Origin of the sequence: Paenibacillus sp. p3-SID867 (assembly GCF_025142895.1) — a bacterium.
GTDB lineage: Bacteria > Bacillota > Bacilli > Paenibacillales > Paenibacillaceae > Paenibacillus_AQ.
Genome location: NZ_JAMBDM010000001.1, coordinates 614084 through 639846 on the forward strand (window position 1 = coordinate 614084; position 25763 = coordinate 639846).

Annotated in this window: 21 protein-coding genes and 1 pseudogene; 6 read left to right on the forward strand and 16 right to left on the reverse strand. The window is 50.8% G+C overall.

All coding sequences use genetic code 11. The annotated features are described in order from the left end of the window. Positions 1-77: 77 nt before the first annotated feature. Positions 78-977 carry a glycerophosphodiester phosphodiesterase gene (locus M4D81_RS02860; RefSeq protein WP_260064387.1) on the reverse strand — a complete coding sequence of 300 codons (900 nt, stop codon included), beginning with the start codon at positions 975-977 and terminating at the stop codon, positions 78-80. A 273-nt stretch (positions 978-1250) separates the two neighbouring features. Here M4D81_RS02860 and kduI point away from each other — a divergent pair, with 273 nt between their 5' ends. The 4 genes from kduI to M4D81_RS02880 all read left to right on the forward strand — a co-directional run bounded on the left by kduI (position 1251) and on the right by M4D81_RS02880 (position 4843). After that, a complete protein-coding gene (gene kduI, locus M4D81_RS02865) occupies positions 1251-2084 on the forward strand; it encodes a 5-dehydro-4-deoxy-D-glucuronate isomerase (RefSeq protein WP_071222810.1) in 834 nt (277 codons plus the stop codon). A gap of 40 nt (positions 2085-2124) precedes the next feature. Beyond that, complete coding sequence (locus tag M4D81_RS02870; RefSeq protein ID WP_071222809.1) at positions 2125-2874, forward strand: DeoR/GlpR family DNA-binding transcription regulator; 750 nt, start codon at positions 2125-2127, stop codon at positions 2872-2874. 71 nt (positions 2875-2945) lie between these two features. Then, entirely contained in the window at positions 2946-3698 is a 753-nt protein-coding gene (gene kduD, locus M4D81_RS02875; protein ID WP_260064388.1) for a 2-dehydro-3-deoxy-D-gluconate 5-dehydrogenase KduD, read from the forward strand. 260 nt (positions 3699-3958) lie between these two features. After that, on the forward strand, positions 3959-4843 hold the full coding sequence (locus M4D81_RS02880) for a transporter substrate-binding domain-containing protein (protein WP_260064389.1): 885 nt from the start codon (positions 3959-3961) through the stop codon (positions 4841-4843). Positions 4844-4920: 77 nt separating this feature from the next. Here the strand turns inward: M4D81_RS02880 and M4D81_RS02885 are convergent, their stop codons facing one another. The 12 genes from M4D81_RS02885 to M4D81_RS02940 form a co-directional block, all read right to left on the reverse strand. Then, entirely contained in the window at positions 4921-5550 is a 630-nt protein-coding gene (locus tag M4D81_RS02885; protein ID WP_216535469.1) for a 50S ribosomal protein L25, read from the reverse strand. Between the two features lie 207 nt (positions 5551-5757). After that, positions 5758-8109 (reverse strand): type I pullulanase, encoded by a 2352-nt coding sequence (pulA, locus tag M4D81_RS02890; protein WP_397376654.1) that lies wholly within the window; start codon positions 8107-8109, stop codon positions 5758-5760. 342 nt (positions 8110-8451) lie between these two features. Next, positions 8452-10173 carry a phosphoenolpyruvate--protein phosphotransferase gene (gene ptsP, locus M4D81_RS02895; RefSeq protein WP_071222805.1) on the reverse strand — a complete coding sequence of 574 codons (1722 nt, stop codon included), beginning with the start codon at positions 10171-10173 and terminating at the stop codon, positions 8452-8454. Continuing rightward, positions 10166-10441 carry an HPr family phosphocarrier protein gene (locus tag M4D81_RS02900; protein WP_071222804.1) on the reverse strand — a complete coding sequence of 92 codons (276 nt, stop codon included), beginning with the start codon at positions 10439-10441 and terminating at the stop codon, positions 10166-10168. The genes ptsP and M4D81_RS02900 overlap by 8 nt, the downstream gene beginning before the upstream one ends. A gap of 60 nt (positions 10442-10501) precedes the next feature. Further along, a complete protein-coding gene (ptsG, locus tag M4D81_RS02905; RefSeq protein ID WP_260064391.1) occupies positions 10502-12583 on the reverse strand; it encodes a glucose-specific PTS transporter subunit IIBC in 2082 nt (693 codons plus the stop codon). Positions 12584-12864: 281 nt separating this feature from the next. Next, positions 12865-13722: a glucose PTS transporter transcription antiterminator GlcT gene (gene glcT, locus M4D81_RS02910; protein WP_260064392.1), complete on the reverse strand. Its 858-nt coding sequence runs from the start codon at positions 13720-13722 to the stop codon at positions 12865-12867. A 148-nt stretch (positions 13723-13870) separates the two neighbouring features. Then, positions 13871-15400: a flotillin lipid rafts scaffold protein FloT gene (locus M4D81_RS02915; RefSeq protein ID WP_260064394.1), complete on the reverse strand. Its 1530-nt coding sequence runs from the start codon at positions 15398-15400 to the stop codon at positions 13871-13873. A gap of 4 nt (positions 15401-15404) precedes the next feature. Then, entirely contained in the window at positions 15405-15938 is a 534-nt protein-coding gene (locus M4D81_RS02920) for an NfeD family membrane protein (RefSeq protein WP_260064395.1), read from the reverse strand. A 202-nt stretch (positions 15939-16140) separates the two neighbouring features. After that, positions 16141-17304: an iron-containing alcohol dehydrogenase gene (locus M4D81_RS02925; protein WP_260064396.1), complete on the reverse strand. Its 1164-nt coding sequence runs from the start codon at positions 17302-17304 to the stop codon at positions 16141-16143. A 165-nt stretch (positions 17305-17469) separates the two neighbouring features. Beyond that, the gene (locus M4D81_RS02930) at positions 17470-19059 is read right to left on the reverse strand and encodes a UDP-glucose--hexose-1-phosphate uridylyltransferase (RefSeq protein WP_260064397.1); all 1590 of its coding nucleotides are present in this window, start codon (positions 19057-19059) and stop codon (positions 17470-17472) included. A gap of 19 nt (positions 19060-19078) precedes the next feature. Continuing rightward, positions 19079-20068: a UDP-glucose 4-epimerase GalE gene (gene galE, locus M4D81_RS02935; RefSeq protein WP_071222797.1), complete on the reverse strand. Its 990-nt coding sequence runs from the start codon at positions 20066-20068 to the stop codon at positions 19079-19081. A 1-nt stretch (position 20069) separates the two neighbouring features. Further along, positions 20070-21248, reverse strand: a complete 1179-nt coding sequence (locus tag M4D81_RS02940) for a galactokinase (protein WP_260064398.1) — start codon at positions 21246-21248, stop codon at positions 20070-20072. A 193-nt stretch (positions 21249-21441) separates the two neighbouring features. On the opposite strand from M4D81_RS02940, the gene M4D81_RS02945 reads away from it, so the two are divergent. Next, positions 21442-22302 carry an AraC family transcriptional regulator gene (locus M4D81_RS02945; RefSeq protein ID WP_260064400.1) on the forward strand — a complete coding sequence of 287 codons (861 nt, stop codon included), beginning with the start codon at positions 21442-21444 and terminating at the stop codon, positions 22300-22302. 132 nt (positions 22303-22434) lie between these two features. Here the strand turns inward: M4D81_RS02945 and mgrA are convergent, their stop codons facing one another. From mgrA to M4D81_RS02960, 3 genes are all read right to left on the reverse strand, one after another. Then, positions 22435-23451, reverse strand: coding sequence for an L-glyceraldehyde 3-phosphate reductase (gene mgrA, locus M4D81_RS02950; RefSeq protein WP_260064453.1), 1017 nt, complete (start codon positions 23449-23451; stop codon positions 22435-22437). Between the two features lie 124 nt (positions 23452-23575). After that, on the reverse strand, positions 23576-24328 hold the full coding sequence (locus M4D81_RS02955) for an NAD-dependent protein deacylase (protein WP_260064402.1): 753 nt from the start codon (positions 24326-24328) through the stop codon (positions 23576-23578). Positions 24329-24365: 37 nt separating this feature from the next. Next, entirely contained in the window at positions 24366-25133 is a 768-nt protein-coding gene (locus tag M4D81_RS02960) for an HAD family hydrolase (RefSeq protein WP_260064404.1), read from the reverse strand. Between the two features lie 209 nt (positions 25134-25342). Here M4D81_RS02960 and M4D81_RS02965 point away from each other — a divergent pair. Next, positions 25343-25582: pseudogene (locus M4D81_RS02965) on the forward strand (KGG domain-containing protein); the annotation flags it as partial. Positions 25583-25763 lie beyond the last annotated feature (181 nt).

Sequence of the window (25763 nt, forward strand, 5' to 3'; positions counted from 1 at the left end):
TTAAATTTCTGTTATATTTTCTAACATAAAAAAACAACCCTTGATTTCTCAAAAGGTTGTCAACACCGTTACGCCATTTATCTGATCATTTTCCTGTTCGAAATTGAAATCGGTACCCGATCCGGGTAATCCGTAATAATCCCATCCACGTTAATTTGAAGCACATAAGGAATTTGCAGCATATCCCGGATGGTCCAGACCATCGTTTTCAGCCCGGATTGATGTATCTTTTGAACCAGCCCTTTGGATACCAGCCTCATCGATACATTCACATACTCCGCATAGGTCTTCATATCTTCCAGCCGCTGCTTGGATAAGTCGCCCGCACTGGTAATAACAACGCCCAGCGGGATATCGGGCATCAGTTGACGAAATCGAAGGAGCGAGTCCGTATCTGCTGACTGCACGATGATCAGGTCCTTGTACCTCTCACCACCATCAGCGCCGATGATATACCTTTTCAACTCGTCTGCGACCCTTTGCTCGATACCCGGATACCGGGAGGGAGATTTCAATTCGATCAACAGCCCGATGCGCCCCGCGAAATGCTCAAGCACCTCCGCCAAAGCGGGAATGACTTCTCCTTTAAACGCCGAATCGTACCATGAACCTGCATCCAGCATACGCAGCTCCTCAAAGGTTAAATCGCCTACTTCTCCCTGCCCATCGGTGGTTCGCTCAACCGTGGAATCATGAATCACAACGACCTGTCCATCCTTGCTCAATTGGACATCCAATTCCAGCATATCCGCTCCCATATCAAATGCTTTAACAAAAGATGCCATCGTATTTTCCGGGGCATAACCCGACGCGCCCCGATGGGCGATATTAACCCAGGATTGATCGCGCTCATTCTCCGACCTCATCCAGACTTCCCGTTCCCCGGTTTGATGATAAGGATAATGCGGGACATCAGCCGTATTTTGAGAACCGGTCACTGCAAGCACAGCTGTTAGAATTACAATCATTCTTTTCATCGGGTCATCAATCTCCTAGTCGTACCTTGTTCACTTCATAGCTAGCCTTGCTGAAGAACATTTCAGGGCAGCCTGCCCATCCCCATTGATGCTAGTTCTTCCCTTTCTGCTGCAAGTTCAGTCAGATATAAATGAAGTCGGCTAGATGTTCACCAGGTATAATTATGGTTCATTTAGGAATTAGCTCTTGTAATATGAACATAAATGGAGTAATTTGTACTTATATGAACATTATGAATTCATTATAATAGAATGATGAGGAGATGAACGAACATGGAAAGACGTTATGCATCACACCCTAATGAAGTGAAACAATATGACACAGAAAGACTTCGCAAGGAATTCCATATCCCCGTCCTGTTTACGCCTGACAAGCTGGAGCTTGTCCTGACGCACGAAGATCGTATGATTATCGGTGGTGCCGCTCCCGTTCAAGAACAAGTCAAATTGGAAACCGACCTTAAAGAGCTGGGTGTTTCCTCTTTCCTGGAACGCCGTGAGCTTGGCATTATCAATATTGGCGGACATGGTACCGTACTGGTGGACGGTGCGGAGCATGAACTGAACAACAAAGAATGCTTGTACGTTGGCATGGGCACGGAAGAGGTTATTTTTAAAAGCACGGATCCATCCAACCCAGCCAAATTCTATTTGAATTCTGCGCCAGCGCACCAATCATTCCCGACAGCCAAGGCCACTCTGGAGGAAGCCGATTCCAGCGCTTTGGGCGATATCAAAAATTCCAATGATCGCGTAATCTATCGTTTCATTCATCAAAAAGGCATCGAGAGCGCCCAGCTTGTCATGGGTATGACCCTGCTGAAAGAAGGAAACATGTGGAACACGATGCCTGCCCATACTCACCCAAGACGCATGGAGGCATATCTCTATTTTGATTTACCGGAAGAAGCGGTTGTCATCCATCTGATGGGTGAACCCAATGAAACGCGGCACATCGTCATGCGCAATGAGCAGGCCGTGATTTCGCCAAGCTGGTCGATCCACAGCGGGGTAGGCACAAGCAACTATACCTTTATCTGGGGCATGGCCGGAGATAATAAACGTTATGATGATATGGACCCGGTGTCCATAAAAGATTTAAAATAGAGGGGATTATCCATTAACCCACGGAAGAGTTGAGATTCATATGAACCCGTTACGACGCTATGAAAAAATAATGGAGTACCTTCTAACCCATAAAGAAGTGACTGTCGCCGACCTAAGCCAGCAACTTCAAGTAACCGGAAAAACCATACGCGAGGATCTGACCAAGCTGGAGGAACAGGGGCTAATCGTTCGTGTGCATGGTGGAGCTGTCCTTGCGCACAGCGATCAATTCGGCATCCTGCCGTCCAAAGAACCGCTTGCCAAGCATCCGACTGAAAAGACCGAAATCGCGCTGAAAGCGCTGAAGCATATCAATACCGATGACATCATTGCCTTAGACGGAGGCAGCACCACGCTGGAGATTGCTCGCAGGCTGGAGGATGTGCCTCTGACGGTCATTACGAACGATGTGTATATCATCAGCGAATTGGCGACCAAGAATCATATCCGTTTGGTCGTTCCGGGGGGCTACCGGGTCCGCAATATGCTCGCAGGCCCTGAAGGTGTATCGTATGTATCACAGCTGAACATTCAAAAAGCCTTCATATCCGCCACGGGCGTCCATCTTGATCATGGATTGTCCATATATACCGGGGACTTGATCCCTTTCAAACGGGCATTAATCGAAACCTCGCTGGAGGTTTATGCCGTTGTCGATCATCACAAATTCGGTCAAACGGCATTAAGGACATTTTCATCCCTGCAGGAGATCAGCGGCATCATTACCGATGCGGGACTGTCATCCGAGACGATCAAACAATATGAAGGTGCCGGCGTTACCATGCTGTAAACGCCGCATGAAAACTCAAAACCGGCCTAACTTCATAATCATAGAGAGCATATGAGAGGGGATACTGGAGCATGAACAGGTTTGACTTATCAGGCAAAACCGCAATCGTTACCGGCTCCGCCAGAGGACTAGGGCAAGGCATAGCGATAGCTCTGGCCGAAGCCGGCGCGGATATCGTTGCCGTGTCCATGAATACAAGCGCCGAAACGATAGAAGCCATTACTTCACTCGGCAGAAAAGCTTCCGAAATCAAGGTCGATCTAAGCGACCAGAGCAAACTCCAGCAAACTTTTGACCAAGCACTGGAGCTGACGGGGCATGTGGACATTCTCGTAAACAATGCGGGTATTATCCGCCGGACGCCTGCCAAGGATCATGGTACTCAAGATTGGCTTGACGTGATTGATTTGAATCTGAATACCGTATTTTTGCTGTCCCAACTTGCCGGAAGACATATGATTGAACGCGGCAGCGGCAAAATCATTAACATTTGCTCCATGCTGTCCTACCAAGGCGGAATCAACGTGCCCGGATATACGGCAAGCAAGCATGGTGTTGCCGGCCTTACGAAAGCTTTGGCCAATGAATGGGCCGCCAGCGGCATCCAAGTGAACGGAATTGCTCCCGGTTATATCGAAACCGATAATACGGCAGCCATCCGTCAGGATGAGGAACGACGGACTTCCATTACGGAACGTATTCCTGCCGGACGCTGGGGAAAACCCGAGGATATTGGCGGACCCGCCGTATTCCTCGCTTCCGCCGCTTCGGATTATATGAACGGACATGTGCTTTGTGTTGATGGCGGATGGATGGCCCGTTAAGAAGCATAAAGCGCTGTATCAAGAGCATGTCAACGTTAGCTTCAATTCTATCTAGCAAAAATAGGCTGCGCTTTTCCACTGCTGCTGCAGACGGAAATAGCACAGCCTATTTTCATTCTCCTCTTCCATCCGATTAGAGACCCTAAGTTCTTACCGTGTACCGACATTTCACGAATATACGAACCATCCTTTGGGACATCCTAACTTTACGAAATGGGCCTCGAAGGACCGTGAATAAAGAAAGGATGGTTTCTGGAATCATGCGCGGAACAAAATCGATACGTTGGATCAGTCTTGCCTGTTTATTCACACTGATCGCTTCAATTGTACTTGCCGGATGCACGCCTAACAGTAATGACCGGGTGCCGACCCCCAACATGGGCGTAAATCCTTACCGGGTGAACACGGGCTTCCTGCTTCGGAATGCCGTGGAGCGCGGGACCCTGCGAATTGCAACGGAACGGGATTATCCCCCTTTCAGTTACCATGGAACGGGCGGAAGACTTACAGGTTTTGATGTGGAAATCGCTGAAGAGGTTGCCCGTCATATGGAGCTAAGAGCAGAATTCGTTGAAACCGAGTGGGAGAATCTGCTGCCAGGATTGACGGAAGGCAAATACGACGCCGTCTTCAACCAGATTGAAGACAAGCCGGACCGGCGGGCCCTCTATGATTTTTCCGTCGCTTATCTATCCTCAACCCCTGTTCTGCTTGTGCGTTCCTCGGGTGAAGATCAGATTCGCACCTTCTCGGACATCAAGGATAAGCGTGTCGGCCTGAACCCAACCGGAATTTATAAGGATATGGCCAAGAAGCATGGAGCGGAAATTGTCCCGATCAAATATATATCAGACGCAGCTAACAAGCTCGCAAACGGAGAGCTGGATGCCGTCATTTCGGATCAATTATCCGTAACCAACCTGAAGCAGCAGTTCCCGAATCTGCCGGTCGCTGCCGCCGAATCCGCCGATCAGGTGTCCGAGATTTCCGCAGCCTTTGTAAAAGGGAATCCGGATCTCGTGGCCGCCGTTGATAATGCACTGGCTACCATGCAGCAGGACGGAACATATCTGACCATTTGGAACAAATACTTTGGAGACGCCCCGATGAGTTATAAAGGCATCCATGATCGCAAGGTTAAATAGAATTTTCTAATTTCCGGACAAAAAGGCGCCTGCTCCGCTGGATCCCAGCATAGCAAGCGCCTTTTTAAATGTGCATATTATGATTCTTCGGTTGTCTCTCCCGCATCCGCTTCCTTAGCGTCCGCTTCATCCACCGTCTCAGCAGCCTCAACGGCTCGTGGCACGATGACGGTTGCGAGAACCTCCTCATCCGAAGCGTGCAATGTAATACCTTCCGGTACTTTAATATCTGCAACCGTAAGCTTGTCGCCTATCTCCAGAGCGGATACGTCCGCTTCGAGGGTAGTAGGCAGCTCGCCCGGCAATCCCTCTACTTCGATTTCGGTCACCTGGGTTTGCAGAATGCCGCCAGATTTCGTTCCGGCAGCAGTACCTTGATAATCCACCGGTATGCTGACACGAACCGGCTTGTTCATGGAGATCCGCAGAAAGTCCACATGGGATACAGTGCCGCGTCTCTTTTGAATGTCCTTAATCAAAACCGGAATTTTACCGGAGCCTGGAATATCAAGCTGGAATACCTCTGAACGTCCGGTGTGGAACAGCTTGGCCGTATCCTTGAAATTAACAGCTACAGGGATACTTTCCTCGCCCGCGCCGTATACAACGCCGGGGATTCCGCCATTTTCGCGAAGCACTCGGCGAGAAGCCCGGGTGAATTCATCACGAACATCTGCTTGGAGTTGAACTGTGTTTCCTTTTGACATGAGTGACATCCTCCTTTATCGAAAACAAAGTCTATCTCATTATTACCCTATTTACCTGCTAACTAATCATGAGTTTCAGATGTTTTAAATTTCAATCCCGTGGGTAATGAATGGTACCCCTTTTGAAATATAAATAACAGGAGCCCCCTTTTCAGTACAAAAGGAGGGCTCCTGATTTTTTAATATACAATCCCTTATATACAATCCTCAACTCGCCATATCCCGCTGTTCTTGGCCTTCGGAGCCATCGTCTTTGACGCTTACCAGCGAGATCCGTACCTTGGCTTCGTCTGGCGGAATATCGATAAACCAGTCGTTCTCGCCTTCCCGATCTTCCCAATCATTCAACCTGACGATACAGCCGACCCGCTTGGTTCCGGAAGCTGCATAGAAGACCGCTCGAGCTTTGCCGCCGTCCACGCTGGAGAACGGCACGCTGCCATCCTCCACGCCCGTTCCCCACACCCACACGTTCCAGCCATCATATGCTTGATCACGTCTCTCATATTCAATCTCAACGGTAGTCAGCCCTTGCTTCTTCTGGGTCTGATCTTCGTACAACACCATCAGCGACAACCCTGGAACCGCTATAGCTCCTTGGTCCAACGTCTTGATTGTATCCGTACCTGCCTGACGATCATTCACCACGATGCTCCAGCGGTAAGGTGTTGGCGGCAGATCAACCGTCATTTCATGCTCATTCCCGTTCACGATCACTACAATCTGGCCCCAGCTATCTTGTGGATGATGCGTTAATCGGTACGCGATAATCCGATCGCTGCTGCGCAGCACTTCCATATTTTCCTCAATCTCTTCTTTTGCTGCCATACGAAATGCCGGATGAGCTTTGCGTAAGGCAATAAGGCCTTTGTAATAGTCAAACACGGGTTTGAATCGTTTCTTGTTCGACCAGCGGATCGCATTAACGGCATCGCCGCTGCGGTAGCTGTTATGATCGCCAAATTTCGTGCGAAGCAGCTCATCGCCGGCATGCAGCAGCGGAATCCCTTGAGAGAGCAGGACGATCCCGTTAGCCAGCAAGCTGCGGCGCACAGCCGCTGCCGACATTACATCTTCATCAGGAATACCGGCATAGGGTGTTGAAGCAGCCGTAGCCTGCCATACATCGCCGCCGTTAACCAGCTTCCCGTCTGTCATGCGAAGCAGACCTGCCTGTTCTTCCATCCCGCAAGCAACCAAAATTTTGTCCCACAGATTCAAATTATCGTGCACGGTGACATAATTGACCGTCTCATCCGGATGAAGCGCAAAATCATGGATCGAGCCCATCATCCCTTCAACGACAGCGCCCTCGTACCACGGTTCGCCCGTAGCAAAGCCTCGGCCGCGCCCGTCATTGTCACCCTTGATGGCATGCCGGAAATGATCATTAAATACAGCGAAGCCTTGACCCTTCTGGCTTCCTTTGACGGTTTGCTCTGTCAACGGACTCATTCCTCCCGTCCAGGGCTCACCGTAGAACAAGAGAGAGCTATCGACCTCACGACGCAGCTCGCTTACAATCTCTTTCATCGTTGTTGTATCGATCAGAGCCATCAGATCAAATCGAAAGCCGTCGATATGATACTCCTCGGCCCAGTACCTTAAGGAATCCTTGATATATTTGCGTACCATCGGCTTCTCTGTAGCCAGCTCGTTGCCTACACCTGAACCGTTCGATAAAAGTCCATATCCATCCTTGCGATAGAAATACCCTGGCGCCAATCGTTCAAACGGACCGTCATCCACCGTATACGTATGGTTGTAAACTACGTCCATGACGACACGGATTCCCCTTGCATGCAGAGCCAGAATCATCTCCTTCAGCTCCCGGATGCGCAGGATCGGATCCATAGGATCTGTCGAATATGAACCTTCAGGAACATTGTAATTCTGCGGATCATACCCCCAGTTATACTCGCGGCTCAAGCTGCCGGCTTTATAGCCGTCCAGCTCATTGACCGTTCGAAAATCAAATATCGGCAGCAGATGCACATGGGTCACACCTAATTCTTCGAGATGATCCAGTCCAATGGTATTCCCTTCGGAATCCCGCAGGCCACCTTCTGTGAATGCCTTATATTTACCTCTATATTTCATTCCCGAATCGGTATGAATCGAGAAATCGCGTACATGAAGCTCATAGAGCACCGCATCCGTAGGCTTCAACAGCTTGGGTCTAACATCCTGCTCCCACCCCGGCGGATTGCTCTTCGCCAGATCGACAACCGCCCCGCGGCAGCCGTTGGCTGATACCGCTGTTGCATAGGGGTCAACGGCATAATGCACGTCGCCGTGCGCTGACTCGATTTGGTACATATAATAGGTTCCATGAAGATCCCTGTTTACGACAGCCGACCATATGCCGTCGCCATTACGTTCCATCAAATATAATGTGCCACGCTCGTGATCCGTTACGAGACCTTGCTCGTTATACTCTCCCGGGCTTTCATACAAAGCCAGTTTCACATGAACCGCATCCGGAACCCACACCTGAAAGGTCGTTTCCTCTCTTCGGTACGTTGCCCCCAGCTTAACACTTGTGCAGCTCTTGATCATGTCCATAGTCATCATCACCGTCACTTATAAGTAGATTTACTTCCTAGTATGGGCGCCTGAATCATAAGACAGACCTCTAGCACATGAATGTAGAACGCTTTCATATATCATGATATGCCAAAAGCCCTGATTTGGTTTGGGTTTGATGCCAAATAACTATATATTTAGGCTATTATACTAGCAAATATGCCGGGTGTCTTTCTTTTGACAAAAAAAACATCTGCCCGAATGGACAGATGTTGTCAATGTAAAGCTATCGTGGAAAAAGTTGGTAGAGTACCCAAAAAACAAACGAAATACGACACTGCATGGATCGATCAAGATGTTAAGTTGTCTTCCTTCTTACTCCGCTGCAGTTTCTATGGATTCCACCAGAGCCACAACTTCCTCTGCGGTACCCATTTCAAGCGCCTTGGCAGCGAGTGCCTGCATATCACTGCGGGACAGCTTCCCGATCTGGCTGCGCGCCGGAAGAATGGATGTAGCGCTCATGCTAAACTCATCCAGCCCCAGACCGAGGAGAATTGGAATCGCCGTGGCGTCACCCGCCATTTCACCGCACATGCCAACCCAGCGGCCTTCGCGATGAGCAGCATCGATGACCATTTTAACCAGTCGCAGAATCGCCGGATTATAAGGTTGATACAAATAAGCAACCCGTTCATTCATGCGGTCAGCGGCCATCGTATACTGGATAAGGTCATTCGTTCCGATACTGAAGAAATCAACCTCTTTGGCAAACTGATCCGCCAGAACCGCGGTAGATGGAATCTCCACCATGATCCCGAGTTGGATGTCCTCGGATACCGGAATGCCCTCGCTCACAAGCTTGGATTTCTCTTCCTCCAGAAGAGCTTTGGCTTCACGGAATTCACCGAGCGTCGCGATCATGGGAAACATGATTCGCAGATTGCCATGGACGCTTGCGCGCAGCAGTGCCCGAAGCTGGGTTCTGAAGATATCCTGACGGTCCAGGCACAGCCTAACGGCCCGGAAGCCCAGGAACGGATTCATTTCTTTTGGCAGATCCAGATAAGGCAGCTCCTTGTCCCCGCCGATATCGAGGGTGCGGACAACAACCGGCTTGCCTTCCATTTTCTCCAGTACCGATTTATAGGCGACATACTGGATCTCTTCGGAAGGAAGTTTATCTCTGCCCATGTACAGGAATTCCGTACGATACAGTCCTACCGCTTCTCCGCCATTCTCCAGCACGCCGGTTACATCGTTCGGTGTCCCGATATTGGCGGCCAGCTCCACATGGATCCCGTCCTTGGATACCGTTGGTTCGGAGCGGAGTTTCTTCCATTCCTCGACCTGTTTGGCATAGGCATCCTGCTTCGCACGGTATTGGGCCACGATGGCTTCCGTAGGATTAATGATGACATCCCCTTCCAGTCCGTCAACGATGATCAAATCCCCGTTTTGGACCGAAGAGAGCACGTTTTTCGTTCCGACGACAGCCGGAATTTCAAGCGAACGGGCCATGATGGCAGAATGCGAGGTGCGCCCGCCAATATTGGTCGTGAATCCTTTAACGTAGTTGCGGTTCAACTGCGCTGTGTCCGAAGGAGTCAAGTCCTCTGCAACCACAATTACTTCTTCGCTGATTTCTGAAGGGCTGACATAATTCAGGCCCAGCAGATGCTTGAGAATACGTTTGGTGACGTCGCGCATATCCGCTGCCCGCTCCTGCAAGTAAGCACTCTTCATGTTCTCGAACATTTGAATGAATTGGGTTGCCGTTTCATTTAAGGCGTACTCCGCATTAACCGAATCGGAAGCGATTTTCGCTTTGACTGGTTCAATCAATTCCGGATCATTCAGGATGAGAAGGTGAGATTCGAAAATCTCAGCCTTCTTCTCCCCGAGTTCCTGAAGCGTGCGGGCTTTGATCGCTTCAAGCTCAGCCTGGGACTGAGCCAGCGCCGCATCCAGCTTCGAAAGCTCGGCATCCGTGTCTGCCACTTGCTTTTCCGTAACAGAATAATCAGGATGCTCCAGTGTAAAAGCACGTGCAATCGCGATGCCCGCGGAAGCCGCGATTCCTTTCAAATTATTCATGAAGCTCGCCTAACCCTTCGTTCACCATCACTTCTTGCAGTGCTGTCAGCGCTTCGCTCTCATTGCCGCCTTCCGTGATCAGTGTCAATGTATCACCTTGCTCCAATCCGAGGGACAGAACGCCCAGGATCGATTTCAGCGTTACTTTTTTGCCGTTAGCTTCAGCAAATGAATTGGTGTCCTGGAATTTGTTAGCTGTATTTACCAATGCTGTTGCCGGACGTGCGTGAATTCCATCTTCATCAATAATTTTGAATGTTTGTTGCATGTTCATCATCCTACTTTCGTATATTTAAATTTTTTAAGAATCCTTGAGATCACCGTGAGGTTAAGGCTTCGAAATGGTGATGATCCCTTTTTCACCGCTTTTTACTTCACCGGTCTTGTTCAGCTTCACGGAAGCTCCCTCCGGCAAATTCGAGAAGATCACAGGAGAAATAATCGATTTGGCATTCTCCTTCACATAATCCAGATCCACCTGCATGATCGGTTGGCCCGTGGATACGAGATCCCCCTCTTGTACAAGTACTTCAAAACCTTGCCCCTTCAGCTTAACGGTATTGACGCCGATATGGACAAGCACTTCCTTACCGCCATCGGACATAATGCCGACCGCATGCTTGCTGGGGAATACGTTAAATACGGTTCCGTTAACAGGAGAAGCGATCGTTCCGTTATGAGGTAATACCGCAAATCCATCACCTGTCATTCGTTCTGCAAACACAGGATCAGGCACATGGGAAATATCCATTAGCTCTCCATCGACTGGAGACACGATTTCCTCCATGACAAGCGTTTCCCCGTCCTGACCAGCCTGCTGCTCCTCTTGAGCAGTCGGCATCGTCTTCGGATCCGCTGTTTCAGGCGCGATTGTCGGCGTTATTCCCGACATAATGTCCTGGATTTGCGATTTGATAGTATCGGAACGTGTTCCGAATATCGCCTGGATATTATTCCCCACCTCCAGCACACCTGACGCACCCAGCTGTTTCAGCCTTGCCTTATCGACATGGCCCTTGTCTTTCACCTCTACCCGAAGCCGGGTAATGCAGGCATCCAGATGCGCAATGTTAGGCTGGCCGCCAAGCGCAGTCAGAATGTTAAGCGGCAGATCATTTTTACTGTTACCGCCTGATCCCTGGGAAACTGATTCCGGCTCCGTTGCGGAAGCTTCCTCCCGGCCCGGCGTCTTCAGATTGAATTTCCGAATGACAAACCGGAATCCGAAATAATAGATTACTGCCATGATAGCACCAACAATGAGTACATTCCACCATGGCGTCCGGTTCGGAATGACACCGAATATCATGTAATCGATCAGACCGCCCGAGAAGGTCATGCCAATCTTGGTACCCAGAATATGCATGGTCATGAAGGACAGACCTGCGAACAGTGCATGTACGGCGAACAAGATCGGCGCGACGAACAGGAAGGAGAACTCAAGCGGTTCCGTAATCCCTGTCAAGAAGGAGGTCAGAGCCGCCGAACCCATAATACCGGCGACAAACTTTTTGTTCTCCGGTCTCGCTTCATGATAGATGGCAAGCGCAGCCGCAGGAAGACCAAACATCATAAACGGATACTTACCCGTCATGAAGGTGCCTGCCGTAAACTCGACGCCATCCCGAAGCTGAGCCATGAATATATTTTGATCACCGCGCACCATTTGACCTGCCTGATTCAAATATTCCCCGAACTCAAACCAGAAGGGAGAATAGAAAATGTGGTGCAGACCGAACGGAATCAATCCGCGTTCCACAACGCCGAACACAAAAGCGGACAGCGTCAGGTTTTGTTCCAGCATGAAATGGGATGCAGTGTTAAGCGCAGACTGGATCGGAGGCCATATAAAGACCATCAACAGACCAAGCAAAACGGAGGTTGCAGCCGTCATAATCGGAACAAACCGTTTTCCTGCAAAAAAGCCCAGATAGGACGGAAGCTCTATTTTGAAAAATCTTCGGTACATGCTTGCCGCTAATATACCTACAATAATCCCGCCGAATACCCCAGTGGCTAAGGTCGGAATGCCAAGCACGCTGGCATATTCGTAATTCGTGCCAATCATCGATGGCGTCACGCCGATCACGCTGCCCATGGTAACGTTCATGACGAGGTAACCGATGATAGCCGCAAGCCCGGCCACACCTTCGCCTCCGGCCAAGCCGACGGCAACCCCTACTGCAAACAGCAAGGATAAATTCGTGAACACGATTTGTCCCGCATTCATCATGACGGTGGCAGCTGACTGAACCCAAGCCGCATCGAGCCATGGTGCGTACTGCAGGAAATCGGGGTTGACCAGCATATTACCAAGGCCGAGCAAAAGTCCAGCCGCCGGCAATATGGCCACGGGCAGCATCAGAGCTTTACCGACCCTTTGCAGTACGCCAAAAAGCCGCTTAAACATGAAAATTCTCACCCTCTATCTAGTTGTGGTCACAAGCTGATTGTAGAGCATCATAAAACAACCAAATCAAAAAAAGGCATGAGTAACCACGGGAAAATGGATGGCTAATCTCATGGATTAGATTACCCAGAAATGGGTAATAACAACCAAATTCCTGCAATACTCATGCCTGATCGAATCAGTTACACGTTTGATTTGAAGTTTTATGCTTCATAACTGTTCGTATTGTAACACCGTTCATTTTTCGTTGCAACCACATGGTAAGGGACTTAATAAAATCTTCACATTTGCTCGCCCTGCTCTTTGCGCTGGACCAGCCGCTCCAGATGAATGGTCAAATAACCGGCCTCGGCGGGATATACAAGCTTTTTCAGCCGCTGCTCCATCATCTTCGTCAGTTTCCATGCCAAGGAATACGTTTCGGGATATTCGCGCTTCAGCAGACCATCCAATGAACTCGTCTCGTTCACCGCTTCTCCCCGCCGAATCCGCTCCAGGGCAAACCGGAGATGAGTCAGCAGACGGGAATAATCCAAGGTATCCCTCGGGATGGCATAATCCAGCTGCTGTTCAACGGTACGTACTAAATCCGCAATCAGTTCCGAATGCTTGCGAACCTCCGAAATGTGCTGGTTTGTGAGGGCACCGTGAAAATGAAGGGCAATGAATCCGATTTCTTCTTGGCCCAAGTCGACCCCAAGCTTCTCACGGATGGTACGGACGGCGTATTCCGCCATCTCGTACTCTTCAGGATACATCTCTTTGGTTTCGTATAAAAAAGGATTATGGATATAGAGACCTTGGGCATGACGTTTAATGGCAAATGCAATATGATCAGTCAACGCTATGTGGATATGCTCATTCAGAGGAGCGTCGCTGGATTTGGCAGCATTCAGAATAATGTCATTCATCGCCTCAATCAGCTTCTCATCGATATGAGGCACCAGCTGCTTATACTGTTCCTGCTCCTCCGGTTTGGTCAAAATGAACATCTTCTCGGCAGCGGAGGCCGGGATAAGGTCTTTATTCTTCCGGTTAAAGCCTATTCCCTTGCCAATAACAACAACCTCGCCATGTTGAGGATGCTTCGCTATGATTACATTATTGTTCAACACTTTAGCCACTTGTAAGCTGCTCACGTTTGCACCTCTTTTTGATTCATACGCGTATACTCGGATATCTTATCAGAAATATAAGTGCGCGGCAAAATCATATGTGGTTGCCAAAGTCTCCAAAGTGCCGTACCGCTGCCTGTGACCGCTATCCCAGTCCTACTTGCCGCTCGCTCTACTCTTCCTTAGCAGCACTTGTCTCAACAGGTACCGGTACAAGTTCCTGTTCCACAGCTACCGGCTTTTGGACTGGAGAAGCTTTCTTCGTCGTCAGGCCCTTAATCAGTTCTTCCACATCAATCCCTGACACACTCTTCAGCATTTCAGGCGCCGTGGACATCAGCTCGGTCACATAATTGCTCACGCGAGCCGCACCTTCGCCTTTGCCTGTATCTACAACCGTCAGCTTGTCGATGGACGAAATTGGCTGAGCAATCTTGCCGGCAAGCTCAGGCAGCATTTTTACAATGATATCGAGCACAGCAGCTTCTCCGAACTTCTGGAACGCTTCGGCAAGTTTCTCTTTGGCATCGGCTTCGGCAATACCGCGCAGGCGAATGACTTCAGCTTCAGCCGTACCTTTGGCACGCTCAGCATCCGCAACGGCCAGACCATCCAGCCGCTTCTGTTCGGCAGACGCTTTGGCCTGCGTTTCGATGGAGTACTGCAAGGCATCCGCTTCGCGCATCTTACGGGCCTTATCCGCTTCGGCCGCCTGCTCAACGGCATAGCGATCCGCTTCGGCTTTCTTCTTCACGTCCGCGTCGTACTGCTTCTCGCGAATCATGATTTCTTTTTCCTGTAGATCGATTTCGCGCTCTTTACGAACGAGCTCAACCTTCATTTGTTCCTCAACTGCCGTCTGTCTGGCACGGGCTTCCTGGATATGATAAGCTTGGTCCGCTTCGGCCTTGGCCGTATCCTGCTCCTTCTTAAAGGAAGCGACCTTCAGCTCCCGCTCCTTCTCGGCTTCCGCGATATTCGTATCGCGTACGACCTCGGCCTTCTGTCCTTCTTCCTCCGCGCGCGCTTTTTGAATCCGCGCGTCGCGCATCGCTTCGGCTTCGGCAATCTCCGCATCCCGCTTTACGGTAGCGATCCGCGGTTTACCCAGCGCTTCCAGATATCCATGCTTGTCGCGAACGTCCTTAATGGTAAAGGATACAATCTGCAGACCCATCTTCTTGAGGTCTCTTGCAGCGACACCCTGAACTTCCTGCGCGAACTTGTCGCGGTTACGGTATACTTCCTCTACCGTCATGGAACCGAGAATGGCACGAAGATGACCTTCCAGCACTTCCTGTGCTTCGCCTTTCAGCGCTTCAATCGGCTTGCCCATGAATTGCTCGGCTGCTGTTGCCACGTCTTCGATCGAGCTCCCCACTTTTATGATGGCTACCCCATCGGCCATAACCGGAACGCCTTGCTCCGTGTACACTTCAGGCGTCATAACATCCAGTTTATGAGATAAAAGCGATACAAATTCGGAGCGCTGAAATACGGGGAGTATAAAAGCGCCGCCGCCGCGAACGATTTTGATTTTGCGGCCGGATTCATCCTCCGATAAATTTTTGCTTCCCAAAAAAGAACCGGTTACGATCATCGCTTCATCCGGACTCACCGTTTTGTAACGGGCCCAGAACGCAAGTCCTAACACTACAATGACACCTACAACAATTGATGGAATTACTAAGTATTCTGGCATTGAATCAATCCTCTCCTTTTCGTTCTTCCAGTTCGGACACTCTCAGGACACCCTCAACAACGTCAACAACCACCACGCGGACTCCTGCGGGAAGATTTTGGCGATCAAAGCTTGACGCGATGTGTGTTGTGTTGCCTGCGCCAATCTTGACCATCACTTCACCGAATCCTTCTGCAGGAAGCGGTACGGTGACAACGCCGATCATCCCAGCCAGCTCCTTGATGGAGAAGCCCGTCGAGTTCTCGCTGTTCTCCATCGGTTTCACGTACCCGAAATAGACGAGAATCGAAATGACGATAGCCGCTAAGATAGACAGCGTTACATGGGCACCTGCCGCCAATTCCGTGTATTTTGTCAGCATGATTCCGGTACCGCCAAATACGGTGACTCCTCCAGCGATCACAACCGGATTGAAAAAATCAACTGACAAAAAGTCCAACAATCCGTCAAGCGCCGAGCTAAGTATGTCGCCAAGCACCACGGTTACGATGGCAAATATCACGCCTCCGATCAGACAGCCCCAATATAACGCTTCCATGTTGATTGCCCCCTCTGAAATCCCTTACTGTGTATAACAAGTAATACGGCAAAATGTTTGCTAAAGTTTCAATTATTTCCCTCAAACGTATGGAAATCTCTTCATATCTATATTCGACACACCCGCAAAAAAGCCTGCACGGCATGAACCGGCAGGCTTTATAACCATTTCAATTCCTTGTCATATAACGACAGGACAACCCTTATAGCGACATCCGATAAATCTCCACGACGTCTTTACGCTGCAGCTTGCGGAAGTTGCCAAAAGGACCAAATCGCATCGCCTTATCGGCCATTGCCTCGATCTGGCTGTCGTCAATATCGTACGCCCCCAGCGTGCTTGGCGCACCGATGGAAGTCCAGAAGCTGCGAAGCGCTTCGATCCCTTCCAATCCGACAGCTTCATCGGTCTTTCCTGCCGGGTCAACCCCGAATACGTTCACGGCAAGAGACTTAAAGCGCTGAGGATCCGCACTCCGATTATATTTCATCCAATTCGGGAACAGGATCGCCAAGCCGCCGCCGTGCGGAATGTCGTAAACGGCAGATACCGCGTGCTCGATATTATGGGTTCCCCAGTCGCCGGCCATCCCCATATTGATCATGCCGTTCAGCGCCATCGTACCGCAGTACATGATCGTCTCGCGGAGCTCGTAGTTCTCCAGGTCCTCAACCAGCTTCGGCGCCGTATCGATAACGGTCCGAAGGATCGTCTCGCAGAAGCCGTCCTGCACCGGCGTATTGGTATCCTGGTGGAAGTAGTGCTCCAATACGTGAGACATGATATCCACGATACCGTACACCGTTTGATCCCGCGGAAGGGAGAACGTATGTACAGGGTCAAGAATGGAAAATGCAGGGTAAGCATAAGGGCTTCCCCAGCCCATCTTCTCTTGGGTTACTTCATTGGTAATGACGGAGCCGCCGTTCATCTCGGATCCGGTCGCAGCCATCGTAAGCACGGTTCCAAGTGGGAGACCCGCTTGCGGAACGGCTTTGCGTTCGACGAAATCCCACATATCTCCGTCGTATTTAGCACCAACGGCGATGGCCTTGGAGCAGTCAAGGACGCTTCCGCCGCCAACGGCCAGTATAAGATCAATGTTATGCTCCCGGCACAAAGCCACACCTTTGTGGACCGTCGACAGGCGCGGATTCGGTTCCACACCGGCAAGCTCCGTTACCACCACATTCGCTTCCTTCAGTAACGCGATAACCTGATCGTACAGCCCGCTGCGCTTGATGCTGCCGCCACCATATACAAGCAATACGTTCCGGCCGTATTTAGCCACTTCACCACTTAAAGCGCTCAGCTTGCCCTTACCAAAAATCAACTGAGTCGGATTATGAAAGACAAAAGGTCTCATGTACATTACCTCCATCGCATCTGGTTCGCATCTATTTTTTATCTTGCATGCTTTTTCATTCTATACCATTCCCCTTATGCAAAACAAACAGCCGTCCTTCTCCAGAAAGATCGGCTGTTTGCATAATGATCAACTTCAATACATCATTTATCCATAAATGAATGTCTATTTGCTGCCTGGGACGTATCCCATATGGCTCAGGAATCGCTGAAATGCCTGTTGTCCTTCTGCCGTCTGTTTATATACCCCGGCATGCTCCAAAATCGTCGTGAACTTGTGGCCGACCTCCCGGCGAATCAGCTCGATCGCCCCGGCTTTATCCAGCGCTGCTGTTTCCTGTCCACGCAGATCCTCGATCCAGTCCCCGTGGACGGCAAGCGGATGGTCCGCAGCCTTGCTGTCCGCGTACAGTTCCTCGTTCCCCGCCAAGATGTCGGCGATTTGATCGAGCTCTTCCTTAAGCCTGCCCGGCAGGATCGCCAGCCCCATCACTTCGATCAGGCCGATGTTTTCCTTCTTGATGTGGAACATCTCCCGATGAGGATGGAAAATCCCTTCCGGATATTGCTCATTCGTGCGATTGTTCCGCAGAACCAGGTCCATCTCGTAGATGCCCTCGTCATTTCGGCGGGCAATCGGAGTAACCGTATTGTGGCGGACGCGCTCTCCGTCCACTTCGCTGAACGCTTCAATGTCTGCTGAAGGATCACTGTAGACTTTCCATGACTCGTAAATGCCGTTCGCGCATTCAAGAAGCGAATTCCGATCGCTTGAGGATAGCCGAATCACCGACATCGGCCACTTCACGATGGCCACGGATACATCTGGATAATCCGCGTGCGCAAACCCGGCCACCTTCGGTGCTTTCTGGATCGGGAAGGTATGCCGTCCTCCCTGGAAATGATCATGCGTGAGAATCGAGCCCCCGACAATGGGGAGATCCGCGTTCGATCCGAGAAAATAATGCGGATAAGCATCAACAAAACTCAAAAGGCGGGCAAGCGTCTCTTTGGTCAGCTTCATCGGCACATGGTCATGATGGAATACAATACAGTGCTCATTATAGTAAACATACGGCGAGTATTGGAAAAACCACGGTTCCCCGTTTAGCTCCAACGGAATAATGCGCAGGTTTTGCCGTGCCGGGTGATTGACTCTGCCTGCGTAACCGACATTCTCGCGGCAGAGCTGGCATTTCGGATAAACCGGCGGAGGCAGCAGTTTAGCCATGGCGATTTCCTTCGGACTTTTCTCCGGCTTGGAGAGATTGATGGTAATCTCAATATCGCCATACGGGCTGGCGTGCCGCCAGTATTCATTTTTGGCTACGCGATCCATGCGAATGTAGTTGGAGTCGATGCATAGATTGTAAAATTGGCGGGTTGCCGCAATGATCCCCTGCTCCTGCTGGACCGTCCGGAACTGAGCCGTTACGTCCGAAGGTCTCGCCATGAGCCGACCCATGATTTTGGCGTCCAGCAAATCCCGGTACGTATCGGTATTCTCGGGAATCATTCCATGCGCTGCACCGTAATCGATCATCACGTCGAGCATAGCCTGCGGCCCATCCGGTACAGGGCCGTTCACTTCGTCTCCGTACGGCTCGCTGAACCCGAAATCCTCCAGCAGCAGATTGCGGCTGTAATCCGCATCCGCTGCTTGGATAAGACCTTTATGAAGTGCAAAACGCACAAGCATTTCAATTGCATGAAGAACCTGCTTGGATTCGGGAGTTCCTGATGTTGCTGCATTCATCGTCATCGTCCCCCTTGGATTAATTGTCACCGTAACCGTCCGGGTGACTGCTGTGCCATTTCCACGCGCTCTCGATAATCTCTTCCAGCGTCGTTCTGGATGGGGTCCATCCGAGAACGGTACGCGCTTTATCCGAAGATGCTACCAACACGGCAGGGTCACCGGCACGCCGCGCCTCCATGACAACCGGAATGTCAGCCCCCGTCACCTGCTTTGAGGTCTCGATAACCTCCTTAACCGAGAACCCGAGTCCATTGCCAAGGTTAAACACATTGCTGGACTCTCCGCGGCGGAGGTAATCAACCGCGCGCAGATGAGCGTTCGCAAGATCGCTGACATGAATGTAGTCACGGACACAAGTGCCGTCAGGTGTTGAATAATCGTCGCCAAACACCGAGATGCTTGGGCGCTGTTTCAAAGCGGTTTGCAGGACAAGCGGGATCAGATGGCTCTCCGGACGGTGATCCTCGCCGATTTTTCCGCTGGCATGCGATCCGGCTGCATTGAAGTAACGAAGGGACACATACTTCACGCCAAGCACGGTATCAAACCAGGACATCATCCGTTCCATCATCAGCTTGGTTTCCCCGTACACGTTCGTCGGCTGCGTACGGTCCGTTTCCTCGATCGGCACCTTCTCAGGCTCGCCGTAGGTTGCTGCCGTTGACGAGAAGACGATCTTCCGGACACCCGCTTCATTCATGGCTTCCAGCAGGCACAGCGTTCCGTATACGTTGTTATCGTAATATTTCACCGGATCCTTCATGCTCTCGCCAACCAGTGAATTCGCGGCAAAGTGGATAACGGCATCAATATCGTTTTCCGAGAACAACTGCTTCAGCAGCGCCTTGTCGCGCAGATCGCCGACATACAGCTTTCCACCCAGCAGCGCTTCGCGATGTCCCGTCTCCAGGCTGTCGATCACAACAACTTCTTCCCCTTGCTCCAACAGCTCCGCTACGGTATGAGAACCGATATAACCCGCACCGCCAGTCACTAAAATAGCCATATTATTCGCCCTCCTTCACTTCATGCACACCTTGACCTACGCCGCATACATAGAAGTCCGGCTTCAGTCCCGTTCTGGCTTCGTACTGCTGCCCCACCTCCGCAATGAAACGCTCCACCGCATCCTCGTGTACGAGAGATACCGTACAGCCTCCAAAGCCGGCTCCTGTCATTCTGGAACCCAGCGTGCCCGGAATCCGCTGTGCTTCTTCCACCAGCGCATCCAGCTCGTCGCCCGTTACTTCGTACAGATAACGCAAGGAGTCGTGGGACTGATTCATAAATTGTCCGAATGCTTCCAGATCTCCGTTCCTCAAAGCCTTCACGGAATCATGCACACGCTGGTTTTCCTCAACGACATGCTGGGCACGTCTGCGGACGGTTTCATCCCGGATGCTGTCCTGTAGGCTGGCGAATTGATCCGGATTCAGCTGAGCGAGATACGATAACGCCGGCAGCTCCTTCTGCAAAATTTCCAATGCGCGGTCACACTCGCTGCGGCGTTCATTGTATTTGGAATCCACGAGTCCGCGCCGTTTGTTGGTATTCGAAATCACGATTTTGTAAGCTCCGGTCCGGAAGGGCACCAGTTCGTATTCGAGCGTATCGCACATTAACAGAATGGCATGATCCTGCTTGCCGTTGGCTACGGCGAATTGATCCATAATGCCGGAGTTGACGCCGACGAACAGGTTCTCCACCCGCTGCGAGAGCTTCGCAATCTCTACCGTATCCGTCTCCTTGCCTTCCATCTTCAAGAAGGCGTAAGCCGTGACCACTTCGATGGACGCCGAGGACGAGAGACCCGCGCCGTTCGGGATATCCCCATGGTAGAGCAGGTCGTAACCGCTGCTTAGGTTACAGCCGATTTTATTCAGCTCCGTTATGACGCCAACCGGATAATCTGTCCATTGATCGCTTTTGTAGCCATAATCCTCATCCAGGCTGATCGTTAACTCATAGGGGATATTGGTGGATGAAAAGCTCACCTTGTTATCATCGCGAGGCCTTATAATCAAGGTCGTGCCAAACTCCAAGGCGGCCGGGAGCACGTAGCCTCCGTTATAATCCAAATGCTCCCCGATCAGGTTCACGCGGCCGGGCGCGTTAAATATGCGAACCTTATGCTGGCTCTCACCGTGCTTGTCCATAAATCTTTCCATAAGCTGTTCCGTCGTCACTGCCCATCACTCCATCCTGTACATATGGTAGTTTTACTGTCTTCAGTATAATGGAAATCTCGTTAACCGATAATGAAATCTTGTGCGTTACATATGGATTTATGTGACTTCTGGAGGTACAATAAATTCATAGAATCAACGCTGTCCTCACAGTTCCTCTTTTTCCCAAACTTATTGTAAAGGAAAATGAATAATGAAACCAACCTATTCTGTTGCTTCCAATCCTGCGCAGCAAGCCAGCGATTCGCTTCACGTCCGATTCGCCGGCGAGAGCCAGACCCTGCCGGAGCATGCATTGGGTCCGAAAATATACGATCATTACTTATTGCATATCATCGAGTCGGGACATGGCATATTCCGAACCGAAACCGACAGGTATCAGCTCGGCCCCGGCGACTGTTTCCTGATCCATCCCGGTCAGATTGTCAGTTATGTATCCGATGCGAGCCATCCCTGGCGTTACCGATGGGTCGCCTTTGATGGAGAACACGCCGGCGAAGGGGTACACCGTTCGGGACTCACCCCCGAAAAGCCTGTCCTCCATCTCATGGAGAACAACCCGATTCCGGGCTACGTGTCCCTCATTCAAAGCCATTTTCAATCCAGGGAGGAGAGCTCCCATATCGCCGCCATCGGTTATATGCATTTAATCTGGGCCGAGATCATGAACCGGAGTGACCGACCGTCCCGTTTAACGCTGGCAGAGCCGCAGGTTCAGCGCACGGTGAAGCAGATGATCAGTTATATGGCTTCCCAATACGCCCATCCCGTCTCGATTGAACAAATGTGCGCAAGCCTGGGCTACAACCGGGCGTACTTGTCGCGCATCTTCAAGCAGGAAACGGGCATGACTCCGATTACGTATCTGCTTAAATTAAGAATCGACCAATCCAAGCGGCTGCTGCGCGAACGTCCCGATTTGTCCATCGAGCAGGTTTCCGCATCCGTTGGACTCACCGATCCGCTCTATTTCTCGCGTCAGTTCAAGCGTCTCGTCGGTCGATCCCCTACAAGGTACCGCAAGGATATCCTCTCATCATCCGCACTTTCTTAACGATATCGTTTGCCCGATATATCTGAACGAAAAAGGAGCGCCTGTCAGGTCTGTCATCCATCCTGAGGCGCTCCATTCATGTAGCTTGGTATCTATGTTATGTGTTCAGCATGCAATCCTTAGTGGTAATCATTATCCCTCCGCAGAAGAGGCGTTCTCCGTTTTCAGGATCGCTTCAATGCGATCCAGTTCTTCCTTCGAGAACTCCAGGTTGTTCAAGGCAGCCACATTGTCCTCGATCTGGCTCACCTTGCTTGCCCCAATCAGGGCAGATGTCACCCGGCCGCCGCGTAGGACCCAAGCGAGAGCGAATTGGGCGAGACTCTGATTCCGCGCTTGAGCGATTTGGTTCAAAGCTCTGATCTTGCGCAGCACTTCTGGCGTGATATTGCTTTCGTTCAAGAATACGGATGCGCTTGCGGCGCGTGAATCGCCGGGCACGCCATTCAAATATTTGTTGGTCAATAGTCCTTGAGCCAGCGGAGTGAAGGCGATGCTTCCGACCCCGTTCTCTTCCAGGACATCGAGCAGTCCGTTCTCCACCCAGCGGTCCAGCATGGAGTAGCTTGGTTGATGGATGAGCAGCGGAGTTCCCAGGCTTTTCAGAATCGAGATCGCTTCCCGCGTCTTCTCCGGCGAATAATTGGAGACTCCGACATATTGCGCCTTGCCTGAACGAACAAGATGGTCCAGCGCTACCATGGTTTCCTCAAGCGGCGTTTCCGGATCCATCCGATGATGATAGAAAATATCGACATAGTCCAGGCCCATACGCTTCAAGCTCTGATCGAGACTTGCAACCAAATATTTACGCGAACCGAAGTCGCCGTAAGGTCCCGGCCACATATAATAGCCCGCTTTGGACGAAATGACGAGCTCATCACGGTATGCCTTAAGATCTCTTGAGAGAACTTTACCGAACGTCTCTTCGGCAGAGCCTGCAGGCGGTCCGTAATTGTTCGCCAGATCGAAGTGGGTAATGCCCAAATCGAAGGAGCGCGTTATCATATTACGCCCGTTTTCATACGTGTCGACACCACCGAAATTATGCCATAATCCAAGGGAGATCGCCGGAAGTTTCAATCCGGATCGCCCCACGCGGTTATACTTCATTCCTTCATAGCGGTCTTCGCTAGCCACATAGGTCACTTGCAATCCCTGCCTCTCTAAGTGATAGGTCCATTGCTAAATTCCATCTTATCGTGTTTGGTCGTCCTTTGACAAGAAAACGATTACAGTCATAGGTGCAGCAGCGCGTCCGCCGCTATCGCCGTTACGTGTTGATCAGCTTATCCACCTGCGTCAAGACCTGACCGATCCGATCCGCAATCAAAAGGCCTGCGCGGTGATCGTAAGGGGTTGGATCTGCATTCAGCAAAGCTACCTTGCTCCCATGAAAATAGGATATCAAACTCGCAGCGGGTTGTACCGTCAGCGAAGTCCCGCCAATAATCAACAAATCTGCCGTCGATATTTCCTGGATCGAGCGCATGATGATGTTCTGATCCAATTCCTCTTCATACAGTACGACATCCGGACGCACCAGTCCTCCGCAATCCTTGCAGCGCGGGACGGTTTCCTTGATGTCCAGAATATCCTGGAGGCTGTAGAACCGGGAGCAATCCATGCAATAATTGCGGTGCACAGAGCCATGAAGCTCCAGCACCTCGGAGCATCCGGCGGTCTGATGCAAACCGTCAATATTTTGCGTGATCACCGCCTTCAGCTTACCGTCATGCTCCAGTCTCGACAACAACCGGTGACAGCCGTTCGGCTGCGCATGCGGGTGAAGCATCTTGCTTCGGTAAAAGTCGTAAAACACTTCCGGATGTTTCATGAAAAAAGTGTGGCTGAGCATGACCTCCGGCGGATACGGAGATTGGTGCTCGCTCTGGTATAGTCCGGCCGCCGAACGGAAGTCAGGAATCCCGCTCTCCGTGGAGGTACCGGCTCCCCCGAAAAAAACAATGTAGTCGCTCGCTTCGATCCATGTTGCCAACTGCTCGATCTTTTCCCTGTTCTCCACTCTTTTACACCTCCGTACAGCCCTTAAATTAACACGTCTACCTGTACACGTCTAATTCATTATAATCGGATATGACGACATCGGCATCTGTCAGATGTACAGGTTCCCCTTCATCTGTCATTAAACCCACAGCCAGAGCTGCGCCTGCTTGCTTCGCCATTTGCATATCCGCGTTGCTGTCACCGATCACCACCGCTTCCTCGGGCATAATCCCAAGCAGACGGCAAGCGGTCTCGGTCATTTCCGGGTGCGGCTTGCCGCTTCGAACCTGATCTCTTCCCAAAATGGCTGTAAATGAAGTGTGCAGCCCCATCCACTCCAGCTGTTCCTTGGCATTAGAGGTGTCGTCCGAAGTAACCACGGCCATCTTCACGGACGCCAAGCTGCATTTCTTCAGAAAATTCTCCAGCCCGGGCATCGGGAATGCCGGCTTCTGCTGACGAACCTCATACATGGCGTTTTTCGTAATCTGATGGACCTGCATAATCGCTTCGTTCCAGGGCATTCCTGCAGCGTACAGCTGCCAAGCCAGCAGCCCGTTCGTCTCCTCCACGGTACCCATGGCGAGAGGACCCTGAACGTCGTACCCCGTCATACGTCCGCTTGCATCATGCTTAGTGCCCAGCACCTGCTCTTTAGGCAGCGTGAAACCGGCTCCCATTAATCCCAACCGTTCCTCCATGAACTTGAGCACATAATCGGCCCATCCTCCCCACAGCGCCATAAAATGGAGCAGCGTTCCGTCTTTATCAAACAAAATCCCTTTGCAGGGAACAGTTCGTCCCTTCACTTGAACAAACGGCAAAGTTAAAAAACCTCCCTATCCTATTCTTGATCATACTCTTATTAAACCATGAAATAAACTCTGATTTAAGCGGAAATAACGCCGGACTAAGAAATCGATCCGAAATGGAAATTTACCAATCTTTAGTCGAATGTTTTGATTCATGACAAATAAGCCGTGGTAAGTAACATATACGCATAGCAAATACGACGGTAAAGGAGTGATTTGTGATGGCAACAAGCAGCAATCGAAAGATGACCCGCGAAGAAGCAGGACGTCTTGGCGGCGAAGCGACCGCGAAAAAACACAGCCGAGAATTCTACCAGGAAATCGGTAAAAAAGGCGGCAAAGCGACGTCCAAGAACCATAGCCGCGAGTTTTACCAGGAAATCGGTCAAAAGGGCGGCGAAGCCACCTCGCGGAATCATAATCGTGAATTCTATCAGGAAATTGGCCGCAAAGGCGGCAAGAAATAGCATCACCACTCAAAAAGGAGCCTGATCCCACCCAAGGGAAACAGGCTCTTTGCATGCCATCGCAGCTGGCGTCTTTCCATTGCTTCCTATTAATATCATGTAGAAAAACCTACCTTTTTGTGATAGACTCATTTAAAACCTATTCGCTGATTACAGGTACCCGGCTGCTTTGCCG